Source organism: Streptomyces sp. MspMP-M5 (assembly GCF_000373585.1).
Taxonomy (GTDB): domain Bacteria; phylum Actinomycetota; class Actinomycetes; order Streptomycetales; family Streptomycetaceae; genus Streptomyces.
On sequence record NZ_KB891929.1, the window covers coordinates 123,369 to 140,299 of the forward strand.

Genomic DNA, 16,931 nt, shown 5'->3' on the forward strand with positions numbered 1-16,931 from the left:
CCGCCGTGCTACAACAGGTCTACACCACTTGGTTGGTGTGGATCATGCGGCCGGTCCGGCCGCGTCCCCGAGACGCCGTCATCCCCCACCCCATTTGCCCGGGCGGCGCCTTGCCCACTGGAGGAAGTTGTGTCCACGGCCAGTGCCGCCCCCGCGGCCGACAAGAAGAAGAAGGGTGCCGGCGCGATGGCTGTCATGCAGCGCATCGGCCGCAGCCTGATGCTGCCGGTCGCCGTGCTGCCCGCAGCCGCCCTGCTCGTCCGCCTCGGCAACGCCGACATGCTCGGCCGGGATTCGTTCCCGACCGTCATCACCAAGATCGCCGGCTATATGGCGGCCGGCGGCGGTGCGATCCTCGACAACATGCCGCTGCTGTTCGCGGTCGGCATCGCGATCGGCTACGCCAAGAAGTCGGACGGTTCGACCGCGCTGGCCGCGGTGACGGGCTACCTGGTCTTCCAGAAGGTGCTGGCGACCTTCACCGACAAGAACCTGCCGAAGGTCGCGTCGGTCGTGGACGGCAAGATCGTCATGAGTGCGGCGCCGGTCAACGCCGGCGTGCTCGGCGGTGTGGTGATGGGCCTGGTGGTGGCCCTGCTGTACCAGCGCTTCTACCGGACCAAGCTGCCGGAGTGGCTGGGCTTCTTCGGCGGCCGCCGGCTGGTGCCGATCCTGTCGGCCTTCTCGGGCCTGGTCATAGGCATCGTCTTCGGTCTCATCTGGCCGGTGCTCGGCACGGGTCTGCACAGCTTCGGCGAGTGGCTGGTCGGCTCGGGCGCGGTCGGTGCGGGCATCTTCGGTGTCGCCAACCGCGCGCTGATCCCGGTCGGCATGCACCACCTGCTGAACTCCTTCCCGTGGCTCCAGGCGGGCGACTTCCACGGCAAGAACGGCGACATCGCGCGCTTCCTGGCCGGCGACCCGAGCGCCGGCCAGTTCATGACCGGCTTCTTCCCGATCATGATGTTCGCGCTGCCGGCCGCCTGCCTGGCGATCGTGCACTGCGCCCGTCCCGAGCGCCGCAAGATCGTCGGCGGCATGATGCTCTCGCTCGCGCTGACCGCGTTCATCACCGGGGTGACCGAGCCGATCGAGTTCACGTTCATGTTCATCGCGCCGGTGCTGTACGCGATCCACGCGGTGCTCACCGGTGTCTCGATGGCGCTGACGTGGGCGCTGGGCATGAAGGACGGCTTCGGCTTCTCGGCCGGCGCGATCGACTTCCTGCTCAACCTGGGCATCGCCTCGAACCCGTGGGGGCTGGCCCTGGTGGGTCTGTGCTTCGCCGCGATCTACTACGTGGTGTTCCGCTTCGCCATCACCAGGTTCAACCTCCCGACGCCGGGCCGCGAGTCCGACGAGGAGCTGGCGGAGCTGCAGAAGGCCGAGTCCAAGTAGCCGGCGATTCCCGTCGGTTGACCCCGGGTCCCCTTCCTCACCGGAAGGGAGCCCGGGGTTTTCCGGTTCTCCGGCGGTTTCCCGGTTCTCCGGCGGCAACTTCGGGACCGCCGGCGACCCGGCCGGGACGGCGCAGGCCGCTCAGACCTCGTAGACCGCGCCGGCCTTGGCGACCTCGACCGGCCCGTCGTAGACCTTCTGGGCGTCGCGGAGGCTGATGTCCGGGTCGGTCCACGGCGGGATGTGGGTCAGCACCAGCCGGCCGGCGCCGGCCCGCCGGGCGTGCTCACCGGCCTCCCGGCCGTTGAGGTGGAGGTCCGGGATGTCCTCCTTGCCGTGGGTGAACGACGCCTCGCACAGGAAGAGGTCGGCGCCCTCGGCGAGCCGGTCCAGCGCCGCGCAGGGCCCGGTGTCGCCGGAGTACGTCAGGGTGCGGCCGCCGTGCTCGATGCGGAAGCCGTACGCCTCGACGGGGTGGCTGACCTGTTCGGAGCGGACGGTGAACGGGCCGATGGTGGTGGTGCCGGGGGTCAGCGTGCGGAAGTCGAAGACCTCGCTCATCGCCGCCTCGTGCGGCAGGTCGGCGTGTGCGGCGGTCAGCCGGCGCTCGGTGCCGGCCGGCCCGTGGACCGGCATCGGCGCGCAGCGGCCGCCGTCCGGGCGGTAGTAGCGGACGACGAAGTAGCCGCACAGGTCGATGCAGTGGTCGGCGTGCAGATGCGACAGCAGCACGGCGTCCAGGTCGTAGAGACCGCAGTGGCGCTGCAGCTCGCCGAGGGCGCCGTTGCCCATGTCGAGGAGCAGCCTGAAGCCGTCGGCCTCCAGGAGGTAGCTCGAACAGGCCGATTCCACGGAGGGGAACGACCCCGAGCATCCGACGACGGTGAGCTTCATGCGGGCGTGAACCTCCATGGGCTGGGGGCACTCCCCCAACTGACGCTGGGGGCGCCCCCACCCGGCGGTGGCTGGGGGAGGGCGGCGGCCGGCGGTGCCGGAACGGGTGGTCCCGACGGTGCCGTGCGGGCTGCTGCCGGGTCCTTGGCGGTCGGTGCGGTGCCCACGAGCGTAAGGCGCAAAAGGGCGTGAGGCGCCTTTGGTGGGGCGAGCTGTGGGCGGAATCACCAGTCCGGGTGGGGGTTCGGCGGGCCGCCGCGCGCCGGCTTCCGGTGGACGGAAGTCCGGGGGCCGGGCGGGGCCGGCGGCGGGCGGTGCGCGAAGGGGTGGCCGCGGCGGACGCCGGCGGCCACCCCCTGGGGTCGCGGGGCCCTCAGGCCCAGAGCTGGCCGTGCAGCGTGGCGATCGCCGCCTCGGTCGACTCGGCGGTGTAGACGCCGGTGGAGAGGTACTTCCAGCCGCCGTCGGCGACCACGAAGACGATGTCGGCGGACGCGCCGGCGCGGACCGCCTTGCGGGCGACGCCGAGGGCGGCGTGCAGCGCCGCGCCGGTGGAGATGCCGGCGAAGATGCCCTCGGTCGCGAGGAGTTCACGGGTGCGGCGGACCGCGTCCTCGGAGCCGACGGAGAAGCGGGTGGTGAGGACGGACTCGTCGTAGAGCTCGGGGATGAAGCCCTCGTCGAGGTTGCGGAGGCCGTAGACGACGTCGTCGTAGCGGGGTTCGGCGGCGACGATCTGCACGCCGGGGACGTGCTCGCGCAGATAGCGGCCGACGCCCATCAGGGTGCCGGTGGTGCCCAGGCCCGCCACGAAATGGGTGACCGAGGGCAGGTCGGCGAGGATCTCGGGGCCGGTGGTGGCGTAGTGCGCGCCGGCGTTGTCGGGGTTCCCGTACTGGTAGAGCATCACCCAGTCGGGGTGTTCGGCGGCCAGCTCCTTGGCCACCTTCACGGCGGTGTTGGAGCCGCCCGCGGCGGGCGAGGAGATGATCTCGGCGCCCCACATGGCGAGCAGTTCGCGCCGTTCCGAGGAGGTGTTCTCGGGCATCACGCAGACGATGCGGTAGCCCTTGAGCCGGGCCGCCATGGCCAGCGAGATGCCGGTGTTGCCGCTGGTGGGCTCCAGAATCGTGCAGCCGGGGGTGAGCCGGCCGTTCTTCTCGGCCTGCTCGATCATGTGGAGCGCGGGCCGGTCCTTGACGGAGCCCGTGGGGTTGCGGTCCTCCAGCTTCGCCCAGATGCGGACGTCCTCGGAGGGCGAGAGGCGCGGGAGGCGGACGAGCGGGGTGTTCCCGACCGCCGCCAGCGGGGAGTCGTACCGCACGGTCCTTCAGACCCTTCCGCCCGCCACAGCGGGCAGGATCGTCACGCTGTCGCCGTCGCCGAGTTCGGTGCCGATGCCGGCGAGGAAGCGCACGTCCTCGTCGTTGAGGTAGACGTTGACGAAGCGGCGCAGCTCCCCGCCGTCGTCGACCAGGCGCTCGCGGATGCCGGTGTGCCGGCCGTCCAGGTCCTTGAAGAGTTCGTCGAGCGTGGCCCCGCTGCCCTCGACGGCCTTCCGGCCGTCGGTGTAGCTGCGCAGGATGGTCGGGATGCGGACCTCGATGGCCATGGGAGTGCTCCTGTCGGAGTTCGGGGTGCGGTGGCGGGTGCCGGGTACGTGCGGTGCGGGCGGGCGCGGTGCACCGCGGTGGTGTGCGGTCGGTGCGGTGCGCGGAGGGCGCGGGCCCGCGTGGGCGCGGCGCGGCGCCGCGGCAGGCGGCGGTCAGCTCGCGGCGCAGCGCGGACAGATGGCGCTGGAGAGGCGGCAGAGGTCGACGTGCAGCCGGGCGGCTCCGCAGCCGAAGGCGCCGAGGAGGGCGGATGCGGAGCGGCGCACGGCGAGCGGGGCGTGCGGCTGCACGCCCGGCCTCCACTCGCTCGTTCCGCCCACGACACGCTCAACCATGGGGTCATCGTATCGATTCCCGGTCCGGCTTCTGGAAGCCCGTCTCAGGATGCGGTCGGCCGCTGTACGACAGGTGGGACGCGGGTCCGGCGGCGTTCTCCGTACGCGCCGCGACCGGGGGTGAACGCCCAGGTCACGGCCATCGTCCGGGTCCGGCATGAGGTCGGCCACGCGTCAGGCGTAGCTCTCGACTATCCGGACCTCTTCCTCGGTGACCTCGCCGTCCACGATGCGGAACGAGCGGAACTGGAAGGGGCCGGCGTCGTCGGTGTCGGCGGTGGAGACCAGGACGTAGTGCGCGCCGGGCTCGTTGGCGTAGGAGATGTCGGTGCGCGAGGGGTACGCCTCGGTGGCGGTGTGCGAGTGGTAGATGATGACCGGTTCCTCGTCCCGGTCGTCCATCTCGCGGTAGAGCTTGAGCAGGTCGGCGGAGTCGAACTCGTAGAAGGTGGGCGAGCGGGCGGCGTTGAGCATCGGGACGAACCGCTCGGGGCGGCCGCTGCCGGCCGGGCCCGCGACCACGCCGCACGCCTCGTCGGGGTGGTCCTGCCGGGCGTGCGCGACGATCTGGTCGTGGAGGGCCTTGGTGAGGGTCAGCATGCGGCCAAGGATAAGAGGGGCGCGCGAAGCGCTCGGTTGAGGGTGGTGGCGGGCGACGGGCGGGCAAACAGGGGGCCCGCGGGTACCGAAGAGTGGTACGCGCGGGCCCGCATGCTGGACAGCCGGAGGTTTCCGGCCGGTTTTCCGTGGGGTGTCAGCCCTTCTCGGCCGGCTTCGTGGGTGCCCCGTTCAGCTGGGCGGCGTCCCGGCGCTTGATGGCCAGGTAGCCGACGCCCATGATGACGGCCCAGAGCGGGGCCGCGTAGAGCGAGATCCGGGTGTCGGGGTCGATGCCCATCATCACGATCACCATGGCGATGAAGGCCAGCGCGAAGATCGAGGCGAACGGGGCGCCGGGGGCCTTGAAGTCGGACTGCGGCAGCTCGCCGCGGTTGGCCTTGGCCCGGTAGCGCAGGTGGGACAGGAGGATGACGATCCAGGCCCACATGCCGGAGATGGTGGCGAAGGAGACGACGTAGTTGAACGCGTCGCCCGGCCACTGGTAGTTGATGTAGACGCCGACCAGCATCAGCGCGACCGAGATGCCGGTGCCGCGGGTGGGCAGGCCGTTCTTGCTGAGCTTGGTGAAGAACTTCGGGCCCTGGCCGTTGAGCGCGAGGTCGCGCAGCATCCGGCCGGTGGAGTACATCCCGGAGTTGGCCGAGGACAGCGCGGCGGTCAGCACGACGAAGTTGACGATGCCGGCGCCGGCCGGCAGGCCGATCTGCTGGAAGGCGGCGACGAAGGGGCTGACGCCCGGCTTGAAGACCGTCCAGCTGACGACGGACAGGATGATGATGAGCGCACCGACGTAGAAGAGGCCGATCCGCCACGGCACGGTGTTGATCGCCTTGGGCAGGACCTTCTTCGGGTTGCTCGCCTCGCCCGCGGTGACGCCGACGAGCTCGACGGCGAGGAAGGCGAACATCACGATCTGCAGCGTCATCAGCGTGCCGCCGATGCCCTTGGGGAAGAAGCCGCCGTGGGACCAGAGCAGGCTGAACGAGGCGGTGTCGCCGGCCTTGGAGAAGCCGAGCGTGATGACGCCGAGGCCGATCAGGATCATGCCCATGATCGCGGTGACCTTGACCATCGAGAACCAGAATTCCAGTTCACCGAAGATCTTCACCGAGATCAGGTTGATCCCGAAGAGCGCGACGGTGAAGACCAGCGCCGAGACCCATTGCGGTATGCCCTCGTTCCAGTACTGGACATAGGTGGCCGCGGCGGTCACTTCGGTGATGCCGGTAACGACCCAGAAGAGCCAGTACGTCCAGCCCGTGACGAACCCGATGAACGGGCCGAGGAATTCCCGGCCGTACTCGGAGAACGAGCCGGAGACGGGCCGGTACATGAGCAGTTCGCCCAGGGCCCGCATGATGAGGAAGATGACCAGACCGACGATGGCGTACGCCAGGATGATGCTCGGTCCGGCCTTGGAAATGGCCTTGCCCGCTCCGAGGAACAGGCCGGTACCGATGGCGCCACCAATGGCGATCATCTGGATCTGGCGATTGCCCAGACCCCGCTGGTAGCCCTCTTCGGGGGCTTCGCCAGCGGCCTCGTTGCCGTCGCGATTCTTGTCGACCTGCACAGAGGTCATGAGTGGTGCGCCTTTCTCCATACCGATCCGGTTCATTCCGGATCGGGTCCCGATCCCCCCGGATGGAGTCCTGCACGCCGACGGTCGGCCGGCTCAGCGCTCCCGCAGCGACAGGGGTGGCGTCGCAGACGGCAGGTCGAGAACTTGTATCACGGCACGCTGGAAACCGACCAGGGAGGATGCGAATCGCCACACAGGGAAAACGGGGCAAAGGGCGAAAAACACAACAGAGTGCACGGGTGTGGTGACGCGATCGTTATCCGGATTTGAGCCTCCGCTGAGCGAACACGGAAGGGGGGCGGGCGAGAGCGCCCCGGTGTGCGCCGGAGCCGCCCCGCCGGCCCCGTGATCAGCCGGTCAGCGCCTCGACGAGCGTCTCCTGGAGACCGCCCAGCCAGAAGTAGGCCAGCACCATCGGCTTGCGCGGATCACTGTCCGGCAGCCGCAGCAGCTCCCCGCCGTCCTCCTCGTCGCTGACCTCCAGCCGGGTGCCGATGGCCAGCCGGAGGTCGTTGAGCGCGCCGAGCCACTGCCGGCACTCGTCCGGCTTGAGCCGCAGCACCGCGCCGCCGCTCTCGGCCGTCAGCGCGTCCAGCGCACGCACCAGCGCCAGGGCGTCCTCGCGCTTGCGGGCCCGCAGGTCGTTCTCGGTGTAGCGGCGGAACTCCGCGGCGGCGGCGCGCACATCGTCGTCCGGGACGAGGTCGGGGCCGCCGTAGGCGTCGGGGAAGAGGCGGGCGAGCACCGGGTCGGACGGCGGCTCGCTGGGGCCCTCGGCGAACAGCGCGGCGAGCGGGTCGTCCCCGCCGGCGGGCTCGTCGCCCGGCCCGATCAGCTCCAGCAACTGGACGGCGAGGCTGCGCAGGATGGAGATCTCGACCTCGTCGAGCGGGGCGGCGGCACCGCCCCCGGGCAGCGGTTCGAACTGGCCGGTCATCCGCGGTCCTGCTGCAGCGTGGCCCACAGGCCGTAGCCGTGCATGGCCTGCACGTCGCGTTCCATTTCCTCACGGGTGCCGCTGGAGACGACCGCGCGGCCCTTGTGGTGGACGTCGAGCATCAGCCGGTGCGCCTTGTCCTTGGAGTAGCCGAAGTACGTCTGGAAGACGTAGGAGACATAGCTCATGAGATTGACGGGGTCGTTGTGAACGACCGTGACCCACGGAACGTCCGGCTCCGGAACCGCGAAAGCGGCCTCCTCGGCCTCCGGGCGCTCGATCTCGACCGGGACGCTGAGGGTGCCGTGATGCGGTCGGCGGGTGCTCATGGGTGACGGGTGGGCGCTCACAGGGCCCATGCTGCCACCCGGGGGCGGGGGACGCACAAACGCCCCCGCGCACGGGCCGCGGCGGGCGTGGCGGCCACGGGCGCCCGGTGGAGCGCCGACCACTATCGTCAAAGTGACGAGTATGAGGAGTAGCATCACCCTCATGCCGCATCTCCCGGGGGCTGACCCCCGGACCCCCAGCCGGTACCGGATGCGGCGTACCGAATTGCGAGGGATGCCGAAGTGAACGTTGCAGACCTGGGGCTGCCGGTGGCCGTGCCGTCGACTGCGCTCTTCACCGACCAGTACGAACTCACCATGCTGCAGGCCGCGTTGCGGTCCGGGACCGCGGACCGGCGGTCGGTCTTCGAGGTCTTCACCCGGCGGCTGCCGGAGGGGCGCCGCTACGGCGTGGTGGCGGGCACCGGGCGGGTGCTGGACGCGGTGGAGAACTTCCGCTTCGACGACACCATCCTGGGCTTCCTGCGAGAGCGCGGCATCCTCGACGGGCCGACCCTGGACTGGCTGGCCGACTACCGCTTCCGCGGCGACATCTGGGGCTACCCGGAGGGCGAGGTCTACTTCCCCGGCTCGCCGATCATGCGGGTGGAGGGCACCTTCGCGGAGGCGGTGGTGCTGGAGACGGTGATCCTGTCGATCCTCAACCACGACTCGGCGGTGGCCGCGGCCGCCTCCCGGATGGCGGTGGCGGCCGGCGACCGGCCGCTGATGGAGATGGGCGCCCGGCGCACCCACGAGCTCTCGGCGGTGGCCGCGGCCCGCGCCGCGTACGTCGGCGGCTTCCACGTCACCTCCGACCTGGCCGCCGGCTTCCGCTACAACATCCCCACCGTCGGCACCAGCGCGCACGCCTTCACCCTGCTCCACGACAGCGAGCGGGACGCGTTCACCGCGCAGGTCGAGACGCTGGGCAGCGGGACCACGCTGCTGGTGGACACCTTCGACGTCACCGAGGCGGTGCGGACCGCCGTGGAGGTGGCCGGACCGGGCCTCGGCGCGGTCCGGATCGACTCCGGCGACCTGCTGCTGATCGCCCACCGGGTGCGCCAGCAGCTGGACGAGCTGGGCGCCACCAAGACCAGGATCGTGGTCACCAGCGACCTGGACGAGTACGCCATCGCCTCGCTGGCCGCCGCGCCGGTGGACGCGTACGGCGTCGGCACCCAGCTGGTGACCGGCAGCGGGCACCCGACCTGCTCGATGGTCTACAAGCTGGTGGCGCGGGCGGACAGCGACGAGCCGGGCGCGCCGCTGCGGCCGGTGGCGAAGAAGTCGATGGGCGCCAAGTCCTCGGCCGGCGGCCGCAAGTGGGCGGCGCGCCGGCCGGACGAGGAGGGGGTGGCCGAGGCCGAGGTGGTGGGCACCGGCCCGGTGCCGGCCGGGCTGACCGACCGGCTCCTCCAGGTGCCGCTGATCAGCGGCGGCAAGGTGGTGGCCCGGGAGCCGCTGGACGCCGCCCGGAGCCGCCACATCGCGGCCCGCGCCGGACTGCCGCTGTCGGCCACCCAGCTGTCCCGTGGGGAGCCGGTGCTGCCCACCGAGTTCGTCTGAGCCGCGCGGCCGGCGGCCGGCGGGTGGGTGGGTACGGCGGAACCGTGCCCACCCCTCCCGCGGCGCGCCCGCAGTGGCTACCCTCGGTCACACCAGACCTCGCGCCCCCTTCGAAACCCCAGATCCCGCGCCCCCTTCGAACCCAGCCGGAAGGCACGCACCATGCACCGGGCACTGATCGTCGTCGACGTACAGAACGACTTCTGCGAGGGCGGCAGCCTCGCGGTCGCGGGCGGCGCGGACGTCGCGGCGGCCGTCACCGACCTGGTGGGCGCCGCGGCCGGCAGCGGCTACCGCCATGTCGTGGCCACCCGCGACCACCACGTCGACCCGGGCGACCACTTCTCCGACCACCCCGACTACCGCACCTCCTGGCCCGTGCACTGCGTGGCCGGCACCGAGGGCAGCGGCTTCCACCCGAACTTCGCGCCGGCGATCGCCTCCGGAGCGATCGACGCGGTCTTCTCCAAGGGCGCCCACGAGGCCGCGTACAGCGGCTTCGAGGGCACCGACGAGCACGGCACGCCGCTCGCGCGGTGGCTGCGGGAGCGGGAGGTCACCGAGGTCGACGTGGTGGGGATCGCCACGGATCACTGCGTGCGGGCCACGGCGCTGGACGCGCTGGCCGAGGGCCTGCGCGTCCGGGTCCTGCTGGACCTCACGGCCGGGGTGGCGGCCGAGACCACCGAGGCGGCCCTTGCCGAGCTCCGTGCGGCGGGGGCGGAGCTCAGCGGCAAGCCGGTGGTGGCCGGCGGCTGAGCGGGCCCCGTATCGCGGCCTGGCGGCCGCTCGTCCTCACACGCCGGACGGGCTGGAGTGCGCGGACGGGCTGGAGTGTGCGGACGGCCCGGCCTTCTGGCGCATGAGCGCGCGTATCGGGTGCCAGGATTCGGTGTCGTCGTCGGGGGCCTCGCGCCAGACGAGGCCGTCGGGGTGGTGGAGGACCGCGGTGATCTCGTCCGGGGTCGGCGGCTCGGTGTTGCCGCGCAGGTAGACGGCGCGCAGGCCGAGGTTGCGCAGCCTGGTCAGGGCGCGCTGGCGGTTCACCGCGTGGACCAGGACCCGGACGCGGCAGCCGCCGTCGTAGGGCCCGCAGAGCGGTCCGTGGTCCGGTCTGGGCAGTGAGAGGGCGACCACCACGCTTCCGCCGGGAAGCCTGCTGAACCCGCCTCTGGTCCTCGTCATATCTCCCCCGTGAGACTCGGCGTCAACAAGGAACTGTAGGACGCATCTAAACGCCTATCGGCCGCCGCCCGCTAGGGGGCGGCGGCCGACAACGCTGTGACCTGCGACTTTTACTTTCTACTTACTCGCAGGGCCGACCGTGAGGACCACCGTGGAGCCGTCCCGGGCCTCCTTGGTGAGCGCGATCTTGGTGTTGGTGTCAGGAACGATCACCCCGCCGGTCGGGTTCGCCTTGTCGTAGTAGACGCCGTGCCGGTCGTCGAAGACCCGGACCCCGGGCTTCGACTTGATCTTCACCTCGGCGCCGTCCTTGTGGAGCGTGAGGGCGTCCGTCCGGGCGCCGGTGAAGGTCGCGTCGTAGGTCTGGAAGCGGTTGCGCATCAGGGTGCCGTCGGCCCAGCGCTCGGCCGCCGGGTGGGCGTCGACCGGGAGGATGCGCCCGACGCCGGGGTGCACACCGACGTTGTTGTCCCGCTGCGAGGTGTCCCAGAGCCAGATCAGCACGCCCTTCTGGAACGGGAAGTGCTCCACCCAGCCCGGCCGGGAGGTCTTCCAACCGAAGTTGTACGGGCCGGACTTGAGGGTCTTGTCGTAGGAGACGTACTGGCGGTTCTCGGCGAGGTAGTACTGCGGGTAGTCCTTGGTGAAGGACGAGCCGATCCGCGTGAAGCCCTTGCTGGTCCAGCCGTTGTCGCCGTGCTCGGCGTCGTCGGTGAACAGCGGGGCGCCGTCGGCGGTGAGGGTCAGGGCGTCGGCGGTGAAGCCCTTCTGGGCGACGCCGCCGTCGGTCTGGTAGCGGAAGCGCAAGCCGATCTTCTTGCCGGCGTAGGCGTCCAGCGGGAAGACGAGGTCCTGCGGGGCGGTGACGGTACCGGTCAGCGCGGGCTTGCCGGAGGCGTCGCGGGGCAGCGGCGCGCCGTTCGCGGTGCCGTCCAGGGGCGTCCAGTTGGCACCGCCGTCGGTGGAGACCTCGGTGTAGACGGAGTCGTAGTCCTTCTCGGTGTCCCACCAGCCCTTGAGGGTGAGCGCGGCGTGGGACTTGCCGGTGAGGTCCACGGTCCGGGTCAGGGTGTTGGAGAGGTCGTCGCCCATCCCGCTCCACCACTGCGTGGCGCCCTCGGCGGGCTTGACGATCTCGGTGGTGACCTTCTTGGCGGGCAGGTCGACGACGAGTGCCTGCTTGTTCCTGGTGTTGTACTCGGCGACGCCGAGGGTGTGCCGGGACGGTGTGGCGGCCTTGGCGGTGGCGTAGTTGAGCCAGCCGAGCTGGAGCTTGTCCCAGGCGCTCATGTCGCCGGGCAGGTCGCCGATGGCGCCCTTGCCGCGGCCGAGCCAGGAGCCGGCGGACATCAACGACCAGAAGTCGACCGAGGATTCGCCCTTGCCGGTGGTGTCGTACTCGTCCGGCAGGCCCAGGTCGTGGCCGTACTCGTGGGCGAAGACGCCGAGTCCGCCGTTCTCGGGCTGCATGGTGTAGTCGCCGACCCAGAAGCCGGTGTCGCCGATCTGGGTGCCGCCGGCCTTGTTGCCCGCGGGGCCCGTCTTGCCGGCGTCGGTGCCGTACGCGTACCAGCGGTGCGCCCAGATGGCGTCGGTCTTCTGGGCGCCGCCGCCGGCCGACTCGTCCTCACCGGCGTGCACGATCTGGAAGTGGTCGATATAGCCGTCGGGCTCGTTGAAGTTGCCGTTGTGGTTGTAGTCGTTGCGGTCCCACTGGTCGTACTGGGCCAGGTCGGCCTTGATCTGGGCGTCGGTGCGGCCCTTGGCCTTCTGGTCGGTGACCCACTGGTTGACCGCGTCGCGGATCAGGTCCCAGGCGCTGGGGCAGTTGGTGGAGCCGCAGTAGTTGGAGCCGTAGCGGGCCTCGTTCCACGGGACCCGGACCCAGTCGGAGACCTGGCCGTTGACGGAGTAGCGGCCCGAGGACTGCTTCTCGTAGTACTTGGCCAGCGACTCCTTCTTCTTGTCGTGCGAGAAGTAGAGGTCCTGGTAGTGCTGCCGGTTGTAATCCGCCTGCCAGGCCGTGCTGTTGTCGTTCGCGCGGTCCGGCTTGGCTATCCGGTTGTGCGCCGGGCCGGGGGTGCCGCCGTACTTCTTCACCGGCGGCAGCGGACCGTCGCCGTCCGGGTCGTACATCGTGGTGTCGTCGACCTTGTCGCCGAAGTCCACGAGGATGGTGAAGATCTTGTCGGTCTTCTCCCGGGCCAGTTCGACGTACTTGCCCTTGCCGAGCTTGACGACCTTGGAGCCACCGCGCTCGGTCGCCTCGGCGTCGCCGGATATGACCTGCTGGAGCGCCTCGGTGCGCTGGGCCCGCTGGCGGTCGCTGAACGGGCCCTTGAGGTCGTGGGCGTCGGCCCGCTCGGGGGCCGGGTCGTGGCGGACGGCGGACGCGACGGGCGGGACCGACGACGGGGCGTCGGCCGCGGCCACCCCGGTCGAGAGAACGGCCGCCCCGGTGGCGGCGATTGCCGTGGCCAGGGCGGCCGCTCCGAACAGTCTTCGGTGGTATCTCACTTGGCGAAGTCCTCCCCTTCAACTGGCCGATGCTGGAGGGCATTCGACCGGATGTGGGGAAGAAAAGACAGATCTTGACGTGTGTGTGCACGCCCAAGTACGTTATCCGGCTTGCTTTTCACAGCTATCGGACAGCGGACGCACAGCTTCCGGATCGTACGGCGGCCCGACCGGCCGCCCGGTGAGATATGCCCGACGGGCATGCGCCCCCGCACCCAGCAGGCCGGATGCCGCCCGGGGCGACCACGCAGGACCGCTCCGCAACCGTGCCGTGCGCCCCCGTGCTCCGGGACGGTGGGTTAGGTCACGCTTACCTTCCGTTCCGTCCGGGCACAAGGAATCGTAGGCTCGTTCGGCGACGCGCCGCCGAACGTCCCGCATCCCCGCCGACCCCCCGAGGACGGATTCCGCCATGCCTCGTCCGACCGCCACCCAGCTCGTCTACGGTTCGGCCACGGTCTTTCTCTCCACCCTCGCGATGCTGCTGCTCTCGCAGACGCAGACCGGGATCGGGGTCGCGGTCATCGCCCTGGCCGGCCTCGGACTCGGGCTGCTGGTCGCCATGACGGTGCCCATGCCCGGGATGTCACGGGTGGTGCGCTGCGGCGGCGCGGGTGCCGCGGCCCCCGAGGGCGCCGCCCCGCTGCGGGCCGTGCCGCCCCCGGCCGGGCACCTGCCGCGGCCGCACGCCGGGGCCCGGGTCGGCGAACACACCCGCTGAGCCCCGACTCCTGACGCTACGTCATATATCGCAACCGCCGTCCCCCGTAGCGGAGTCAGTCCGTCGCGACCACCACCGTGCGGGCCGCCTTGTCGTGCAGGCACTGCTGGTACGGCTTGTCCCAGGTGCACCACAGGACGTTGACCAGCCAGAAGATGAAGCCGCAGCACGGGACGATCTCCGGCAGGGTGTAGACCGCGGCCCGGGTCCAGCCGGCCTGTGGGGTCGGGATCGAGCCGTCGGCGAGCATCGCGACCCGGATCCGCATCGCCATCTTGCCGACCGTCTGACCGCGGGTGGTCAGCATCACCCCCTCGTAGATCAGGTACACCAGCATCGCCACGCCGGACACCGTCGCCTGCTTGCTGGTCTCCACGCTGCTGGTGCTGAAGTAGTCCACCCAGCCGACGATCGCGTTCATGATCAGGGTGACCGGGACGCCGATGATGATCGCGTCGATGATCCGGGCCAGCAGCCGCTTGCCGCGGTTGGCCAACGGCGGCATCCCGGCCAGGGGGTCGGCCCCGTACTCCCCGGAGCCGTAGGGCCCGCCCGCCGGGGGCCCGCCGTACGGGCCGCCGCCGTGGGGGCCGCCCCCGTAGGACGGCGGAGGGCCGGCGCCCGGGGGCGGAGGGGGCGGAGCGCCACCGGGCGGCGGGGCGCCGGTGCCCTCGTTCGGGCCGGCGCCGTGCGGGGAGCCGTTGCGTGGGGCGCCGGGGTCCGGAGTGCCGCCCGCCGGGGGCTGCGGCGGCCTCTTCTGGAACGGGTCGTTCTCGGGCGGTTCACCGGGGCCGGGCGGGGGCTGGTCGGTACTCATGGCCCGAGTCGACCGCTTGCGGACGGGCGCCGCATCCGGCGGAGGCCGATCGGGGTACCCGGGCCGCCAGGGCGGGTGACGGCCCGGGGAACGACCGGGTGACGGTCAGTCGGACGCCGCGTCGGAGGCGACGAAGGTGCGGGCCGCCTTGTCGTGCCAGCACTGCCGCCACGGCTTGTCGAACACGCACCACAGGGCGTTGACCACCCCGACCACGGCGAGCCCGAGCACGCCGTAGACCAGCCAGCGCTTGACCGCCTGCGCGGTCTCCGGTGTGTCATGGCTCTCGATGTCCAGCACCCTCAGGCCGCAGAGCTTCTTGCCCAGCGTGCGGCCCCATTTGAGGGTCGGCAGCACCTCGTAGAGGCCGCCGCCGATCAGGACGACGGCCAGGAGCGTCAGGAAGACGGGGGCGGTGGTGCCGTCGACCAGATACACCGTCACCTGGCGGCCGGACTGCTTGGCCGCCTCGACCTTGGCGTCGAGGTGGTCGGTGACCGTGGGCCACAGGGGCAGCGCCGCCGCGAGGGTGACCAGGGCCAGCGCCGCGGTGTCGATCAGCCGGGCGGCCAGCCGGCGGCCGAGCGGCGCCGGGTGGCCCTGCGCGGCCTGCGCGGCGGCGAAGAAGACGTCGGCGGTCGGCGGCTTCCACGGGATGACGCCGTCGTCGTCGCCGGCGGCGCCGCCCTGCGCCGGGAAGGCGGGCGAGGGCGCCGGGGCGGCGGCCGAGGGCTGCTGCGCGGCCTGCGGCGGGGCCGGGCGGGCCGCCTGCGGGGCCGGCGGCTGCTGCGCGGGCGGCTGCTGGGCCGGCGTCCCGGTGGCGGGCAGGGACTGCGGCGCGCCGCCGGCCGGGCCGGCCGCGGGCCGCTCGCCCGCCGGCAGCCGGAAGGCCATCGTCTCGTTCCGGGCGGGCGGGCGGCCGTCCTCGGCCGCGTCCGGCCGGACCGCGCGGAAGGCGGTGGTGCCGTGGTCCGCGGCGGGCGCGTTACCGGCGGGATTCCCGGAAGGGGCGTTGCCGGCGGGGGCGTTGCCGGGCCGGACCGCGCGGATCGCGGTGGTCCCCTGATCGCCGGAACCGCGGCGGGCCCCGGGGTTGACGGCGCGGATCGTGACCGTCCCGTCGGCCGGGGCGTCCGGCGCGGACGGGGCGGCGCCGGGCGCCTCGCCGGAGGCGGCCGGGGCGCTCTCCGCGGTGCGCTGCGGCGGGAGCGTGCCCCAGGAGGCACCGCCGGACGGCGTGCCGGCGGGGGGCTGGCCGGGCGCGCCCCAGGAGACCCGGCCGTCCTCGCCGAAGCCGGACTGCCGGGCGGCGTCGGCGTGCCAGCCGGACGCCTCCTCCGGGCCCGCCTGGGCGCCCCCGCCCGTGCCGGGGGCCTCGGCGTCGTCGTGCGGGCGCACGACCGCGTTCGCGGCGCCGGACGGGTCGGCCTCGTCCAGGAAGACCGGGCCGGTCTCGTCGACGGCGGCGGGCGCCGGGCCCGTGCCGGGCGGCGGCGCCGGCATCGGCTCGCCCGCGGCGGGGGCCGGGCGGCTGGTGCCCGGCACCCATGCGGCACCGTTCCAGTACCGGATGTAGCCGGGGATGGACGGGTCCGGGTAGAAGCCTGGCGTGGGGCTGCCGCCGGCGGATCCTGAGGTAGGGGCGCTCATGTCCGAAGTCCCGTATCTGTTCTCGGCCTGGTGGGTGTCGGGGTGCAGTCTGCCGCAACGCGGCGTCCACATCCATCGGACCCCGGGTCGCAACCGTGTTCTTCCCCTGCCCCGGGAACCACAGGAGACTCCCGGGAAAAAACTTCGCCGAAGTCGTGTAAGAGTCCGGCCGCAGGCCGCTCTCTCCCGGTGCGGGTCCGCGCACGGGGCCCGCGCAGGGAGCCGGAGAGAGGCGGACAGAGATGCACACCGTGGTGGAACGCGAACTGGAACTGAACATGGTCCTGTCGCCGGAGCGAAGCATTCCGGTGCCGGCCCGGCTGATCTACCGGACGGACGACCCGTATGCCGTCCACGTCACCTTCCACGTCGGGTCGGACTCCCCCGTCCACTGGACGTTCGCCCGCGAACTGCTCGTCGAGGGCGTGTTCCGGCCGTGCGGCGAGGGCGATGTGCGGGTCTGGCCGACGAAGCCGGACGGCCGCAGCCTGGTCTGCATCGCGCTGTCCTCGCCGGACGGCGACGCGCTGCTGGAGGCGCCGGCCGCCGCGGTGTCGGCCTGGCTGGAGCGCACCCTGCGGATCGTGCCGCCGGGCTCGGAGGGCCCGCACCTCGGCCTCGACAAAGGGCTGAGCGCGCTGCTCGCGCTGGCCTCCCGGGACGACGCCGGGGCGGACGGCCCCTGGCCGGCGGACGAGGTCGAGCCAGGGGCGTGACGGTGGCGCCGCGCCGCCCCCGGCGCGCCGGCCGGCCGGAGGGG

The 16,931-nt window shown here is 72.0% G+C and carries 17 protein-coding genes; 5 read left to right on the forward strand and 12 right to left on the reverse strand.

Annotation, left to right across the window (positions count from 1 at the left end; genetic code table 11):
• Positions 1-129 precede the first annotated feature (129 nt).
• The gene (locus B073_RS0132575; protein ID WP_018542268.1) at positions 130-1,398 is read left to right on the forward strand and encodes a PTS transporter subunit EIIC; all 1,269 of its coding nucleotides are present in this window, start codon (positions 130-132) and stop codon (positions 1,396-1,398) included.
• A 141-nt stretch (positions 1,399-1,539) separates the two neighbouring features.
• On the opposite strand, the gene B073_RS0132580 is transcribed toward B073_RS0132575, so the two are convergent.
• From B073_RS0132580 to clpS, 8 genes are all read right to left on the reverse strand, one after another.
• Positions 1,540-2,292 carry an MBL fold metallo-hydrolase gene (locus B073_RS0132580; protein ID WP_018542269.1) on the reverse strand — a complete coding sequence of 251 codons (753 nt, stop codon included), beginning with the start codon at positions 2,290-2,292 and terminating at the stop codon, positions 1,540-1,542.
• Positions 2,293-2,665: 373 nt separating this feature from the next.
• On the reverse strand, positions 2,666-3,616 hold the full coding sequence (locus tag B073_RS0132585; RefSeq protein WP_018542270.1) for a PLP-dependent cysteine synthase family protein: 951 nt from the start codon (positions 3,614-3,616) through the stop codon (positions 2,666-2,668).
• Positions 3,617-3,622: 6 nt separating this feature from the next.
• Positions 3,623-3,904, reverse strand: coding sequence for a MoaD/ThiS family protein (locus B073_RS0132590; RefSeq protein ID WP_018542271.1), 282 nt, complete (start codon positions 3,902-3,904; stop codon positions 3,623-3,625).
• A gap of 153 nt (positions 3,905-4,057) precedes the next feature.
• Positions 4,058-4,240: a putative leader peptide gene (locus B073_RS41915; RefSeq protein ID WP_037813437.1), complete on the reverse strand. Its 183-nt coding sequence runs from the start codon at positions 4,238-4,240 to the stop codon at positions 4,058-4,060.
• A 174-nt stretch (positions 4,241-4,414) separates the two neighbouring features.
• A complete protein-coding gene (locus tag B073_RS0132600) occupies positions 4,415-4,840 on the reverse strand; it encodes a Mov34/MPN/PAD-1 family protein (protein WP_018542273.1) in 426 nt (141 codons plus the stop codon).
• A 154-nt stretch (positions 4,841-4,994) separates the two neighbouring features.
• Complete coding sequence (locus tag B073_RS0132605) at positions 4,995-6,443, reverse strand: amino acid permease (RefSeq protein ID WP_018542274.1); 1,449 nt, start codon at positions 6,441-6,443, stop codon at positions 4,995-4,997.
• Between the two features lie 349 nt (positions 6,444-6,792).
• Positions 6,793-7,380 carry a DUF2017 domain-containing protein gene (locus B073_RS0132610; protein WP_018542275.1) on the reverse strand — a complete coding sequence of 196 codons (588 nt, stop codon included), beginning with the start codon at positions 7,378-7,380 and terminating at the stop codon, positions 6,793-6,795.
• Positions 7,377-7,709 carry an ATP-dependent Clp protease adapter ClpS gene (clpS, locus tag B073_RS0132615; protein WP_018542276.1) on the reverse strand — a complete coding sequence of 111 codons (333 nt, stop codon included), beginning with the start codon at positions 7,707-7,709 and terminating at the stop codon, positions 7,377-7,379. Before clpS ends, B073_RS0132610 begins: the two co-directional genes overlap by 4 nt.
• Before the next feature lie 243 nt (positions 7,710-7,952).
• Between clpS and B073_RS0132620 the strand changes: the two genes are divergently transcribed.
• Both B073_RS0132620 and B073_RS0132625 read left to right on the forward strand, forming a co-directional pair.
• Complete coding sequence (locus B073_RS0132620) at positions 7,953-9,281, forward strand: nicotinate phosphoribosyltransferase (RefSeq protein ID WP_018542277.1); 1,329 nt, start codon at positions 7,953-7,955, stop codon at positions 9,279-9,281.
• A 162-nt stretch (positions 9,282-9,443) separates the two neighbouring features.
• The gene (locus B073_RS0132625) at positions 9,444-10,040 is read left to right on the forward strand and encodes an isochorismatase family protein (RefSeq protein WP_018542278.1); all 597 of its coding nucleotides are present in this window, start codon (positions 9,444-9,446) and stop codon (positions 10,038-10,040) included.
• A gap of 36 nt (positions 10,041-10,076) precedes the next feature.
• On the opposite strand, the gene B073_RS0132630 is transcribed toward B073_RS0132625, so the two are convergent.
• Complete coding sequence (locus B073_RS0132630; protein ID WP_037813440.1) at positions 10,077-10,466, reverse strand: hypothetical protein; 390 nt, start codon at positions 10,464-10,466, stop codon at positions 10,077-10,079.
• 117 nt (positions 10,467-10,583) lie between these two features.
• Positions 10,584-12,983, reverse strand: a complete 2,400-nt coding sequence (locus tag B073_RS0132635) for an immune inhibitor A domain-containing protein (RefSeq protein ID WP_018542280.1) — start codon at positions 12,981-12,983, stop codon at positions 10,584-10,586.
• 412 nt (positions 12,984-13,395) lie between these two features.
• On the opposite strand from B073_RS0132635, the gene B073_RS41920 reads away from it, so the two are divergent.
• Positions 13,396-13,704, forward strand: a complete 309-nt coding sequence (locus B073_RS41920) for a hypothetical protein (RefSeq protein ID WP_018542281.1) — start codon at positions 13,396-13,398, stop codon at positions 13,702-13,704.
• Between the two features lie 55 nt (positions 13,705-13,759).
• On the opposite strand, the gene B073_RS0132645 is transcribed toward B073_RS41920, so the two are convergent.
• Both B073_RS0132645 and B073_RS0132650 read right to left on the reverse strand, forming a co-directional pair.
• The gene (locus B073_RS0132645) at positions 13,760-14,521 is read right to left on the reverse strand and encodes an RDD family protein (protein ID WP_018542282.1); all 762 of its coding nucleotides are present in this window, start codon (positions 14,519-14,521) and stop codon (positions 13,760-13,762) included.
• Between the two features lie 105 nt (positions 14,522-14,626).
• Complete coding sequence (locus tag B073_RS0132650; RefSeq protein ID WP_026247939.1) at positions 14,627-16,171, reverse strand: RDD family protein; 1,545 nt, start codon at positions 16,169-16,171, stop codon at positions 14,627-14,629.
• Positions 16,172-16,413: 242 nt separating this feature from the next.
• On the opposite strand from B073_RS0132650, the gene B073_RS0132655 reads away from it, so the two are divergent.
• Entirely contained in the window at positions 16,414-16,887 is a 474-nt protein-coding gene (locus tag B073_RS0132655; protein WP_018542284.1) for an SsgA family sporulation/cell division regulator, read from the forward strand.
• Positions 16,888-16,931 lie beyond the last annotated feature (44 nt).